This window comes from Candidatus Cloacimonadota bacterium (assembly GCA_019429305.1).
Taxonomy (GTDB): domain Bacteria; phylum Cloacimonadota; class Cloacimonadia; order Cloacimonadales; family JAJBBL01; genus JAHYIR01.
Genome location: JAHYIR010000006.1, coordinates 1 through 12,930 on the forward strand (window position 1 = coordinate 1; position 12,930 = coordinate 12,930).

Annotated in this window: 14 protein-coding genes and 1 tRNA gene; 11 read left to right on the top strand and 4 right to left on the bottom strand. The window is 38.2% G+C overall.

Annotated features, from left to right (window positions below):
* Nucleotides 1–632: 632 nt before the first annotated feature.
* Nucleotides 633–709: transfer RNA gene (locus K0B81_04120), tRNA-Arg, on the bottom strand.
* An 87-nt stretch (nt 710–796) separates the two neighbouring features.
* Here K0B81_04120 and K0B81_04125 point away from each other — a divergent pair.
* The 11 genes from K0B81_04125 (at nt 797) to K0B81_04175 (ending at nt 9,885) form a co-directional block, all read left to right on the top strand.
* A complete protein-coding gene (locus K0B81_04125) occupies nt 797–1,783 on the top strand; it encodes an aspartate-semialdehyde dehydrogenase (GenBank protein MBW6515790.1) in 987 nt (328 codons plus the stop codon).
* A gap of 41 nt (nt 1,784–1,824) precedes the next feature.
* A complete protein-coding gene (locus K0B81_04130; GenBank protein MBW6515791.1) occupies nt 1,825–2,931 on the top strand; it encodes an amidohydrolase in 1,107 nt (368 codons plus the stop codon).
* A gap of 113 nt (nt 2,932–3,044) precedes the next feature.
* On the top strand, nt 3,045–3,320 hold the full coding sequence (locus tag K0B81_04135; GenBank protein MBW6515792.1) for an acylphosphatase: 276 nt from the start codon (nt 3,045–3,047) through the stop codon (nt 3,318–3,320).
* Complete coding sequence (locus K0B81_04140; protein ID MBW6515793.1) at nt 3,310–4,377, top strand: LysM peptidoglycan-binding domain-containing protein; 1,068 nt, start codon at nt 3,310–3,312, stop codon at nt 4,375–4,377. Before K0B81_04135 ends, K0B81_04140 begins: the two co-directional genes overlap by 11 nt.
* A gap of 13 nt (nt 4,378–4,390) precedes the next feature.
* Nucleotides 4,391–4,705, top strand: a complete 315-nt coding sequence (locus tag K0B81_04145) for a MerR family transcriptional regulator (protein ID MBW6515794.1) — start codon at nt 4,391–4,393, stop codon at nt 4,703–4,705.
* 11 nt (nt 4,706–4,716) lie between these two features.
* Entirely contained in the window at nt 4,717–5,583 is an 867-nt protein-coding gene (locus tag K0B81_04150) for an RNA polymerase sigma factor RpoD/SigA (protein MBW6515795.1), read from the top strand.
* Between the two features lie 21 nt (nt 5,584–5,604).
* Nucleotides 5,605–6,504 carry a bifunctional enoyl-CoA hydratase/phosphate acetyltransferase gene (locus K0B81_04155; GenBank protein ID MBW6515796.1) on the top strand — a complete coding sequence of 300 codons (900 nt, stop codon included), beginning with the start codon at nt 5,605–5,607 and terminating at the stop codon, nt 6,502–6,504.
* Nucleotides 6,449–6,994, top strand: a complete 546-nt coding sequence (locus K0B81_04160; protein MBW6515797.1) for a 23S rRNA (pseudouridine(1915)-N(3))-methyltransferase RlmH — start codon at nt 6,449–6,451, stop codon at nt 6,992–6,994. The genes K0B81_04155 and K0B81_04160 overlap by 56 nt, the downstream gene beginning before the upstream one ends.
* A 10-nt stretch (nt 6,995–7,004) precedes the next feature.
* Entirely contained in the window at nt 7,005–7,397 is a 393-nt protein-coding gene (cdd, locus tag K0B81_04165) for a cytidine deaminase (GenBank protein ID MBW6515798.1), read from the top strand.
* A gap of 307 nt (nt 7,398–7,704) precedes the next feature.
* Entirely contained in the window at nt 7,705–9,297 is a 1,593-nt protein-coding gene (locus tag K0B81_04170; protein ID MBW6515799.1) for an indolepyruvate ferredoxin oxidoreductase, read from the top strand.
* A 9-nt stretch (nt 9,298–9,306) separates the two neighbouring features.
* Nucleotides 9,307–9,885, top strand: a complete 579-nt coding sequence (locus tag K0B81_04175) for an indolepyruvate oxidoreductase subunit beta (protein ID MBW6515800.1) — start codon at nt 9,307–9,309, stop codon at nt 9,883–9,885.
* A 26-nt stretch (nt 9,886–9,911) separates the two neighbouring features.
* On the opposite strand, the gene K0B81_04180 is transcribed toward K0B81_04175, so the two are convergent.
* Genes K0B81_04180 through K0B81_04190 form a run of 3 tightly spaced genes read right to left on the bottom strand, consistent with a single transcriptional unit; the run spans nt 9,912 to nt 12,923 of the window.
* On the bottom strand, nt 9,912–10,799 hold the full coding sequence (locus K0B81_04180; protein MBW6515801.1) for a DUF58 domain-containing protein: 888 nt from the start codon (nt 10,797–10,799) through the stop codon (nt 9,912–9,914).
* A complete protein-coding gene (locus K0B81_04185) occupies nt 10,799–11,014 on the bottom strand; it encodes a hypothetical protein (GenBank protein ID MBW6515802.1) in 216 nt (71 codons plus the stop codon). The genes K0B81_04180 and K0B81_04185 overlap by 1 nt, the downstream gene beginning before the upstream one ends.
* Entirely contained in the window at nt 11,004–12,923 is a 1,920-nt protein-coding gene (locus K0B81_04190; protein MBW6515803.1) for a hypothetical protein, read from the bottom strand. The genes K0B81_04185 and K0B81_04190 overlap by 11 nt, the downstream gene beginning before the upstream one ends.
* Between the last annotated feature and the right edge of the window lie 7 nt (nt 12,924–12,930).

Sequence of the window (12,930 nt, forward strand, 5' to 3'; positions counted from 1 at the left end):
ACAAGAAGATAGCAATGGGGGGGGTAACCCTTGACGGTACAGAATAATGATTTTCATAACTACCTTCTTTTTCACCCGTAGATACTCAGAAAGAGAAATAACTAAATTACCGCTACAGATACAACAAGAGAGGGTGTTAGTCTTTTGATGAAAAGATAAAAAGATAACCAAAAAAGTCAAGCTTTAATGCAACTTTTAGAGTATTAACCGTTTTGTCAGCATTTTAGGGGTTTAAGCCGTGTCAAAAGAAGCTATCCTTCGATACATTCTGTTGTGGAAAAGACAAGAAGTTACCAGCAGAACACTCAGGATGACAATAACATAGATATTTCATCGTCTGTTAAAATATCATAGTTGTAAGAATTTTGCATGTAAAGCCAGTGCTCCCTATAGATTGAAGAAAGGAATTCTTGGTTTAAAATATATATTAAGCACTTTTATTTTATAGAAAGAATCAGTTCTAATAGCTAAGCATAAGATCTAGTGTAAACCGAATCAGGTAATTCTGGTAAAAGAAGCCGTAACTTAGGGTGAAGTAATAGATTAATCTTGACAGATAGAGACAATAGAGGGTTACTAAATAGACGATAAAAAACAGAGAGGATGAGTATCGATAGAGTTTAGGTGACGAATGGTACCCCCGAGCCGATTCGAACGGCTGACCTTTTCCTTAGGAGGGAACTGCTCTATCCTACTGAGCTACGGGGGCAACTTCTCTGATCTCACAAACTAAGGTAAAAAATATGTCATTAACTCTGATGTCAAGGATAAACGGTCAAGGTAAGAGGTATAAAATATGCAACTGGCAATAGTTGGAGCAACCGGTGAAGTTGGCAGGATGATGTTAAAAGTTCTGGAGGAGAGGGAGTTGTCCATAGACGAACTCTTTTTATATGCATCTGAAAAGTCTGCTGGAACTCTTCTCAAGTATCGTGGAGAGGATTTTGAAGTGAGAAAACTGACTCAGCAGGCGATGCAGCAATCTTATGATTATCTGCTCTTTTCAGCCGGAAAGCAGGTTTCGTTAGAATACGCACCAATAGCAGAAACTAAGGGTAATACAATCATAGATAATTCTTCTGCCTTTCGCAGAACTCATCCATTGATAGTTCCGGAGATTAACGGAGATCTTCTTAAGAAATATCAGGGTATTATAGCCAATCCTAATTGTTCGACTATCCAGCTGGTGTTAGCTGTTTATCCAATGCACATGCATTACGAACTCGATGAAGTGGTGATAAGCACCTATCAATCGGTATCCGGAGCTGGTAACCGTGGCATAAAGGCACTACAAGGAGAAAGAGCAGGGGATAAATGGGTTTCAACTGAGTCACCCTTTTCCAGAGAGATCGATCTGAATGTCATACCGCAAATTGGTCAATTTGATGAGACCGGTTATTGCGAAGAGGAACAGAAGATGATCTTTGAGATCAGGAAGATCTTGAATATTCCAACATTAAAAGTTGCTGTGACCACGGTTCGGGTTCCTGTGCTCTACGGGCATGCTGAGTCTGTCTTTGTCAGATTCAAAGAGATGATCGAAGTGGATGAAATTACACCTCTTTTTAATTCTATCGGAGCATTGAAGTATTATCCGAAAGACCTTATCACTCCTAAAGAGATAGGTAATTCGGAGTTGAGCCATATTGCCAGAGTGCGGAAAGGTGTTGACGATCATTCATTGCTCTTTTGGAATGTAGCTCATAATGTACGGTTAGGGGCTGCTACTAATGCAGTCAAGATCATGGAACATTTAATTGCTCTGAGAGAAACAAGTGAGTAAGTAAAACGTTCTCTTAATGGAAGTTGGAATGGAGTATATTGATGAAACACTTATATGAAGTAAGAAAAGAGTTACACAAGATCCCCGAACTTGCTTTCCAAGAATTTAAAACTACCGAATTTATTCTTAACTATTTGAAAAAATTCCCCCTCATAAAGTGTCATACATTTTCTTTTCCGGGTGTTTTAGTTGAATATACTCAAGGTGAGGGTGACTATCAGCTCTTTCGTACCGATATGGACGGGCTTCCTCTGCAAGAGCAGACCGGTTGTGATTTTTCATCACAACATGAGGGTATAATGCATGCCTGCGGACATGATATACATATGACGGTTTTGATCGGTCTCATTGAAGAGGTGATCTCTCAGAAATACAAGAAGAATATCCTATTTCTCTTTCAACCGGCAGAAGAGAGATTTGGGGGTGCAGAGAAAGTCCTCTTTTCAGGAATATTAGATAAGTATCCGATCAAAGAGGTATATGCCCTACATGTTCATCCCTCTTTTCCCAAAGGAACAATAGCTTCGAATCCTACGGTTCTTTTTGGTATTCCACAGGAATTTGATATAGTTTTTAAAGGAGTAAGTGCTCATGCTGCCAATCCTCAAAAGGGTAAAGATGCCATTGCTGCCGGATGTCATTTCTATCAAACTCTGAAACAGAGCATATCAGAGGTATTACCGGCAGATGAGAGATATATCTATCATGTAGGAAAGATATCTGGTGGAGCTACTGGGAATGTCATTGCCGATGAGTGTATTCTGCAGGGAACATTGAGGGCACTAACGAAAGAGAATATGGCGAAACTAAAAAGGAAAATGATCGAAACGGCAAAAATGTCAGCAGCCCAATTCCAAACTGAAATAGATATAAAGTTAATCTGTTCTTATGATCCCGTGGTCAACTCACCGAGGTTATATGATAAACTGAAGAAATGTCTTGATCCCGGATTAAGACTGGAAGAGGTAGAACCGACTCTTTTCGGAGAAGATTTCGGATTCTTTACAACCAGATATGAGAGTTTGATGTTCTTCATAGGTGCTGATTCTCCTCAATACGACCTGCATTCACCCTTTTTTCTCCCCGCTGAAGATGCGATCATTACCGGTATAATGGCGTTTAAATCTCTGATCGACTGTGGAGAATAGTATAGGAAAAGACCCAATGAAGAACGAAAACAGATTAATAAGTTGACAAAGAAATGAAAAATTGAGGATTATTAGCAACTAAGAAAAATTTAGGATAGTGAGAATAGAAAGAAATGTTAAAGAAACTTGAGATTATCGTAATTGGGCGAGTACAGGGGATCGGTTATCGGGCATTTACTATCAGAGTAGCTGAAAATCTCGATATCAAAGGGTCCGTAAGAAATCTATCCAACGGTAATGTTCAAGTTATAGCAATAGGCGAAGAAGAGAATATGGAACAGTTCATCGAGAAGCTAAAAAAGGGTCCTACCTTTTCTTTGGTACAAAAGGTTAAAATAAGAGAAATAGAGACAACAGAACCCTATAAGGATTTTCGTGTTGAGTTTTAGAAGTTATCTTGTATTCATCATACTCCTATTTAACCTATGCGGTTGTGCTTATGCATTCAGAAGTAATCCGGTGTATATTACTCAGTCAGAGAGTTATCACATTGTGCAAAGCGGCGATACATTATTTAGTATCAGCCAAAAATATTCTATACCGGTAGATCAGTTGAGATTATATAATAACCTCGATTCAGATAGGATTATTGTCGGACAGAAGATCTACCTCACCCCAAGCGTACAAATGAAAAACGAATATGTAACTGTGCGTTCGATCCCGGAGAGTGGCTATCATGTTGTTCAAAGAGGTGAGACGGTATATAGAATATCTAAGATGTACGACCTGGAGATCATGGATATTTTGGACTATAATAACTTAGAGTCCTTTGATATTAAGGTAGATCAAAAGATCTGGCTTGTGCCGGGTATGGTTGAAAGAGCTGAGTTACCAGAGAGACCAGAAGTAGATAGTGAAGAACAAGAAGCTGTACAACAAGAGGCTACCTATCACATAGTTCAAGCGGGTGAAAATCTCTTTCGTATCTCTCTTCGTTACGGAATGACGGTCGATCAGTTGAAGGAGATTAATAATCTGACAAGTGATGCTATCAGTGTTGGTCAAAGATTGGTAGTTGTACCGGGCGAACCACGCAGAGAACCTCCACCACCTCCAGGTATCGCAACGAGAAGAACGGATCTGATCTTACCAGTTGAAGGCAGGGTAGTGTCGGAATTTGGTAGGCGAGGAGATTCAGATCATAAAGGTATTGATATCACTGCCCCCATTGGTACTCCTATCCTTGCAGTATTAGACGGTAAGGTCGGTTATGTTGGCATAGCAAGAGGTTATGGGAATGTAGTGATCATTGATCACGGTGACAATATCATGACTGTATATGCTCACAATGAGAGAAATCTGGTCAGGTTAGGAGATGAGGTCAAACAAGGTCAACCGATAGCGACGGTAGGTCAATCGGGAAATGCTACCGGTCCTCATTTACATTTTGAATACAGGGTAAGTGGTAAAGCTATCAATCCACGTGAAGTACTGCCACGTCTTTAAAGAAGGAATGATAATGTCTGTCCGAAAAGAAATGGAATTAATGTCTATAGGCCAAGTGGCAAGAAAATTGGGGATTCACGAACAGACTATCCGAGCTTATGAAAGAAAAGGGCTGATAAGACCACAGAGGACAGAAAAGCAGACCAGATTTTTTACTAAAGAAGATATGACGGGGATAATTGTTATTATCACCTTGACACAAGAATTGGGACTTAATCTGGCAGGAGTAAAAATACTGCTTAATTTTGCCAGAAGATTTAATATGAGCAATGACGAACTGATTGATTTTATCGAAGACCATAAGAATTCACTACAACTTGTAACGTAAAAAAGGGAACAATGAGCGAGAATATTTACGAAGATGAAGGGTTGCAGAAGTATCTGAAAGAGATTTCTGATACTCCGACACTGACTCGTGAAGAGGAACAAAAATTGGCTAAGAGAGCCAAGAAAGGTGATCAAGAAGCTATTCAGAAGCTGATTGAATCTAACCTTAAATTCGTTGTTTCTATTGCAGCCCGCTATCAGAATCGAGGTCTTTCCTATGCAGAACTGATCAGTGAAGGGAATATGGGGCTGATCAAAGCGATCGAAAAATTCGATCCTGATAGGGATATCAAGCTAATATCTTATGCTGTATGGTGGATCAAACAGAGAATTATGTTTGCCTTGGCTGAGAAGACTAATATTATCAGGGTTCCTTTGGGAAAATCAAATGCATTGTCTAAACTCAAGAGTGCCCAACATAAATTTAAGAATGAAACAGGAGAAGAACCGACTTTAGACGAATTAGCATTAGAGACTAAGCTTAAGAAAAAGAATATAAAAAAACTTCGTGATAAAAATGTAGATACACTCTCCTTAGACGATGTCACTGTAACCGGTCGTAATGATCAAGTGCAATTAATAGATTTGATCAGCGATACTACGACCTTGGATCCACAATCGAGATACTATCGGGATAAAACAGAAAAGAAGATCAAAGACTCTATCGCCGGATTGGACTCTCGCTCTGCATTAGTGATCCAGTTGTATTTCGGTTTAGGTGGTGAAGAACGGAAGAATTTTGCCGAGATAGCTGAAATATTAGGGCTTTCCAGAGAACGGATACGACAGATACATAAAGAGGCGTTGAAGAAGATCTTGAAAGATATCCAGAGTGAATCCGAAAACCATATAGATTATATTGTTGCCCATAGTTTATGAAATAGTAACGGAGGATGAGAAATGATAAAAGATTTTAACCAGTTGATTGCTAAAGTAAAAGAGATGCCGAATAAGACGGTTGTCATAGCTGCTGCCCAATCTGCTACTGCTCTGGAAGCTGCTGTAATGGCAAAAAAGGAGAATCTGGCAGAATCACTACTCGTAGGTGATAAAAAATATATTCAAGAATTTCTGCAAAAAAAGTATAAGAAATTTGCCGGCTCATTCAAGATAATCGACACGGGAGAAGATTTAGAAAAGGCATGTCAGGAATCGGTAAAGGCAATTAACAGTAATAAAGGGCACCTTATCTTGAAGGGAAAGGCGGATACAGCTATTCTGTTAAAAGCAGTTCTCGATAAAGAGACCGGCCTGAGGACCGGAAGCATATTAAGCGATGTTCTCGTCTATGAGCATCCTGACAAATTGATGCTGATGAGTGACGGCGGAATAAATCTCTATCCTGAGATACAGGAGAAGATAGCGATTATTAATAATGCGGTTAAAGTAGCCAAAGCATTGGAGATCGAGATGCCGAGAGTTGCTGTATTAGCCGCGGTAGAAGCGGTTAATCCCAAAATGCCTTGTACCATTGATGCCTCGCTCTTAGCAAAGATGAATGATCGGAAACAGATCCCGGACTGTTATGTTGACGGTCCGTTGGCTTTTGATAATGCAGTGAGTGAAGAAGCAGCCAAAACGAAGGGTATCGAATCGGAAGTTGCGGGGAAAGCAGATGTACTCATTGTTCCAAATATTGAAGCGGGTAATATCTTCGGGAAGGCGTTGACCTATTATTGTCATTATCGTGTTGCTCATGTTGTTATGGGTGCTAAAGTTCCGATCCTGATCGCCTCCAGAGCAGATGATGCCGAGACAAAGAAGCTCTCCATGGCTCTGGGAATTCTATCTGCTATGTAAAATAATGATCATCAGAATACTTTGGGTTGGCAAGAATAAAGATAGCTACATCAAATCGGCTATAGAGGAATTTTTGAAGAGGATCAGACCCTATGCGGAGATTGCCATAACAAATATACTGGAAGTAGCTCTCAGCGGAACAAATAATCCGGAAGTTGTTATCAGGCAAGAGGGTATGGCTATCAATAAGTATCTTGATGAAAAACTGAAATCGTTTACCAAAACGCCCTTTATTGTCTGTCTGGATTATCAGGGCGTTATGTATGATTCTGCTGAATTTGCCGATTTCATAGCAGAAAAAGCTTCCTATAACGATATTCTTTTTGTCATAGGTGGGGTTTACGGTCTGGCAGAAGAGGTTAAGAGGAGATGTAACCTAATATTGAGTCTGTCCAAGTTAACCTTTACTCATCAAATGGTGAGGATCATACTTTTAGAACAGTTATACCGTGCTTTCACCATCATTCACGGGAAAAAATACCATTATTAAAGGGTAGATTATGAAAAACGATGATCTTAAATTGATAGACGCAGCAAGAAAGGCAGCAGATAGAGCTTATGCTCCTTATTCCGGTTATAAGGTCGGGGCTGCAATTAGAAGCAAAAAAGGGAATATTTATACCGGCTGTAATATCGAGAATGCTTCTTATTCTTTAACGGTTTGTGCAGAAAGGAATGCCTTAGCACAAGCAGTCATAAACGGAGAGAAAGAGTTTAGTGTCATAGCAATATACGTTGATTCGGATATGCTCTTTCCACCATGTGGCGCCTGCCGACAGGTGTTGAGTGAGTTTTCTCTCGATCTAAGGGTTATTTACGCCAATAAGAATGAAATCCACACAGCTTTGATCAAGGAGTTATTACCGGAAAGCTTCCAGTTGAGAAAAGTGTAGCAACTTTTTAGCGTATAAGCCAAAAGACTTTGATATAATACAAAGTTCATGTAATTAACGAGTAGTTTATAAACTGCTCCATTAAATTAACATTAACAAGAACTAGTCGCTTACAACAATTTAAAGATCATAATTCTATTTTTTGGTTAATCTATAACACGGTTTATACTCCTTTATAGCACGGAAAAATCTTCCAAACGTTTCTGAGACGGGATTAATCAAGCAAAAACAAAAAAAACTTGCTTTATATGACTTTTGAAATAATTTGCCGGCAGAAAGATAAATCAAACCAAATAAGGAGATAAATATGCAAAAACTTCTCTTGTTAGGCGATGAAGCTTTAGCACAGGGAGCTTTAGATGCCGGTCTTTCAGGTGTATATGCCTATCCCGGTACACCTTCGACAGAGATTACCGAGTATATTCAACGCAATAAAGAGGCGATGGAACGAAAAGTTCACAGTGAATGGTCTGCTAATGAAAAGACGGCACTGGAAGCTAGTTTGGGGATGTCCTATGCCGGAAAACGTACAATGAGTTGTATGAAACATGTTGGGCTCAATGTAGCAGCTGATCCCTATGTAAATTCTGCACTTACGGGAGCTAATGGGGGTATAATAGTAGCAGTGGCTGACGATCCTTCAATGCACTCTTCTCAAAATGAGCAAGATTCCAGATTTTACGGGAAATTTGCTATGCTACCGGCCTTAGAACCCTGTAACCAGCAAGAAGCTTATGATATGGCTTTTTATGCCTTTGAACTGTCGGAAAAGTACAAGATACCAATTCTGGTTAGATTGACTACCAGATTGGCTCATTCTCGAGCAGGAATAGAGAGAAAACCGGTATTGAAAGAAAATGAATTGAAACTACCGGAAGACATACATCAATTTGTGCTTCTTCCTGCTATAGCACGCCGTAAATATAAAAACCTCTTAGCTATGCAGAAGGATTTTTTAATGGAATCGGAAAACTCACCATTCAATAGCTATATCGATGGTCCAGACAAAAAGATGGGCATTATTGCCTGTGGACTGGCTTACAATTATCTAATGGAGAATTTTCCGGAAGGGAAATCTCCTTATCCTGTCTTGAAGATCGGGCAATATCCAATTCCTGAATCTCTTGTGATGCGAATAGCCAATGAATGTGAATCTCTCTTGATTCTGGAAGAGGGTGCTCCTCTGGTTGAGGAGATGTTGCGCGGTTATATGAATAAACCCCTAGTTATTAAAGGACGGCTCGACGGGACTTTACCTCGAGATGGTGAATTAAACCCTAACTTGGTGCGAATTGCCTTAGGAATGGAAGATCTAACCGGACAATCAATACCGGAAATAGTGGTTCCCAGACCACCAGTACTCTGCGTGGGATGTCCTCATACCGATACTTATAAAGCATTAAAAGAGGTTATAGACGAATATGGCAGTGGACATGTTTTTTCTGATATCGGATGTTATACGCTCGGTGCCTTACCACCATTCAGAGTAATAAACAGCTGTGTTGATATGGGGGCATCCCTTACAATGGCTATTGGAGCTGCTGATGCCGGTTTGTTCCCCTCTATTGCCGTGATCGGTGATTCAACATTTACTCATTCCGGAATTACGGGTCTCTTAGATGCAGTAAATGCAAAATCGAATATAGTTCTGTTTATCCTCGATAATAATACTACTGCAATGACAGGAGGTCAAACTTCTCCCGGTGCTGGTAAATTGGAAGATATCTGTAAAGGTATCGGAGTAGAAGAGGAACATATAAGAATTATTGTTCCCTTAACTCGTAATCACGAAGAATTTGTAAAGCTGATTAAAGAAGAGATAGCTTATGATGGTGTATCGGTCATTATCCCACGTCGGGAATGTATCCAAACATTAACCAAGAAGATGCGCAAGAAATAGGAGGTAGAGATGAAATCTGATATTATTTTAGCCGGTGTAGGTGGACAGGGGATTTTGACGATAGCGACGATAATTGGCTATGCTGCTCTGGAATCTAACCTCCATCTCAAACAATCTGAAGTACATGGTATGAGTCAGCGTGGAGGAGATGTTCAATCCCATTTGCGTATCTCAGATAAAGAGATCTTCTCTGATCTCATACCTTTAGGTAGTGCGAATATAATTGTTTCCGTAGAGCCGATGGAATCGTTAAGATATTTACCTTTTTTGGCTAAAGATGGATGGTTGATTACCAATACAACTCCATATATTAATACTGCCACTTATCCTGAGAAAGATAAACTACTCGCAGAAATAGGAAAACTTCCGCATAGTATTACGATTGATGCGGACATTTTAGCGAAAGAGATGGGTGCACCAAGAGCTATGAATATGATCATGCTGGGAGCTGTTACGGAATTTATAGATTTACCTTACGAAAAATTTCAGGAAGGGATCAAATTCATCTTTAATAGGAAAGGTGAAGATATCGTTAATGTTAACCTAAAAGCTATGGATAGAGGTAAAGAAATAGCTCAGAAAAGATAAGTTAGCGTATTAAAATATCTGCTTAATCAGATAAGTTTTGCTCTCTTTAAGAGATATTGTAAAAGTACTTGATCATAAGGTGTTTCGGTAGTAATTGGATTATATTCAATTCTTGCTTCGAAACACCGTTTTTTTAAGTATTCGATATTATTGTTATATTCCTGCAGATAATCCTTTTTTATTAACCAAGGGTTTACTGTTAATTTTTCTCCTGTTTCTGAGTCGATGAATTCTGTTTCAGACTGAAAATCAAAGAGATATTCCTGCTTATCCTGAATATGAAAAACTATCACTTCGTTCTTCTTGTGGCGGAAATGCTGAAGACCTGAAAGTATGCTATCAGGATCATCTATTAAATCAGAAATTAAAATTATCAAGCCCCTTTTATGAATCCGTTCCGCTAAATTATGCAGTACCTCAGCCGTTCTTGTCTTATCTTCTGCTTCTAAGTTATGGATATTCGTTAAGAGAATATTGAGATATGACTTTACTGAGCGCGGCGGAATATAAGAGGTTATTTTATCAGTAAAAGCTAGTAATCCTGAGGCATCTTGCTGATTTATCATCAGGTAGGAGAGCGAAGAAGCTAATGCTTTGGCATATTCTAATTTGGTTGTTGTTCCCGAAGTATAACCCATTGATTTACTATGATCTATCAGTATATATGATTTGAGATTAGTCTCTTCTTCATAACGACGGATGTAATAACGATTAGTCTTACCATAAACTTTCCAATCAACATCTTTGATGGAGTCACCGGGATTGTACTGTCTGTGATCGGAAAATTCGACACTAAAGCCGTGATAAGGTGATTTATGCAGACCAATGATAAACCCTTCAACTATCAGACGGGCTCTTAATTTAAACTTATCGATCTTAGCGATCAACTCTTCCGAAAGATAACGATTTTCCATTATTCAGGATTTTGTTCTTTGTCTTGTTTTTTAGGTTTTTGAAAAAGCCCGACTAAGATTGCTAAAGGGAAAAGAATAACATAAGCAATTATCAGGAGAATTGGAGAAATGGTAATATCTCCTGTTGCCATGATTATGTATCCTAAGGTAAGGAGTATCACTCCAAGAACAAAAAACACAATACTTGTCGTATTAAAGATAAATTTACTGTTCATATAATGCTTCCAACTCCTTTAAAATTTCTTCTGCTTTATTTCTATAGTCATCATCATCATCTATTTCTATAGCTTGCAGTAAGTAATATTTCGCATCTTCTTTTTCAGATAACTTATAATAGATCATACCAATATGATAGGCAATAACACTACTATCAACACCATTGTAGATTATGCCCTGCATATATGCAAGTGCTTTTTCATAATCCTCAGTTTGATAATAAAGCCAAGCAACACTGTCTTGGATATAATGATTTTCCGGCTCTAAAGATATTGCCTTTAATAAGTACTCTTCTGCTTCACCATACCTCGTCGTATGCATAACTAGAGAGTAACCAAACCAATTCAAGATCAATGGCTCTTCCGGATATAATACAACGGCTCTCTCCATTATTCTTAACTCTTTATCGTGGTCTTTCCTTTTATTATATAGAGAAGCTAAAGTAAGAAATGCTTCCGTAGAAGGGTTGTCATGTTCCTCAATAGTTAGTGTTAAATAGTTAATCGCCAATGAATCAACACCAGAGACATAATAAAAGGAACCAATAAAAGTATAAGGTTCAAATTCAGGATCTTCAACTTTGTTCAACACTTCAACAGCTGATTGATTCAAATCGTGCTCAAGATAAGTATAAGCAATGTTAAAGAGCAGGTCATCATCGTCATTAACAACTTCAGATAGTTTATTCAACAACCCTAAACCTTCGTCTGATTCACTATTATTAAAATATGAAAGAGCTAGTAGATAAGTCGCTCTATCCTGATCATACCCCTTTGAAACTAAGATTTTAATGAATTCTTCAACATCAATATCAAGAATATGATCTTCAGATTCATAAAACAGAATGGATTTTTGTGTTCGAATGTCATCAATGTTCATTAGCTGTTCTGCAGCATTGTCGAAGTCATTAAGCAAGAGATAGAGCGTTGCTAACGATGAATATAGCAATTCTTTATCTTGTAATTCATAATCTGATGCTTGAAAGAGCTTTTGAATTAGTTCACTAGCTAATTCATAGTTTTCGGATAAATAAGCAGCAAGATAGATGATTTGAATAAACTCTGTTTCAGGATCATCTTTGAAATGTTCATAATTAGCGATTATTCTATCATAATCATCGAGAAAGAAGAGGGTTTCCAGAAAAGTGCCTTTATATTCTTTTTCTACTGGTTTCCCTTCATCAAGCAAGGATTCAATAAAATCTACTATACCATACCAATCGAAGTAACGGTTATAGAAGTAAATCAAGCGGTCGTATGATTCTTCATCTTTAAATGTTTGAGCGGCATATTCCAATATCTCCTTACTTTTAAAGGGATTATGATATTCATATATCTGAGCAATAGCATATAGTATGTTGGGATTATTTTTTCCCTTTTCTAAAGCTTTCTCCAAATAGGAAAAATCTACAGTATCTCCGTATCTCAAGAGATATAAGAAATAATCATAATAATTGTATGGGGTTGGATCTAAGTCCAAAACCCATTTCATTGTCCTCAAACCTTCTTTGTTTTTCCCTACTTGGAAATAGGACAATCCTAAGTATCTTAGAGTGTTTAACGAATATAGATTACGAGAGATATGGTTTTCTGCTAAAGCTATCAATTCATCATATCTTGTTTCGTCATCAATAGCTAGTATCCATAGAGTCTCAAGAATTCTCTCTTTAATGCTAATATTTTGGGGATCAGCTAGATCTGCCTGTCTGAATAAACCATAGGCAGTTAAGATATCATCTTGATTATAGGCGATCTCTCCCATAGTGTAAAAATGAATAGAGTTACTATTTGGATTTCCTTTATCTTGGGGGAGAGTTTTAGTATCGGGTAACCTGCTTCCAGATGAACAACCGAAGATAAGTGAAGCAACGATAATTATGACGACCTGAATTACTATGAATTTGCGCATTTCTATT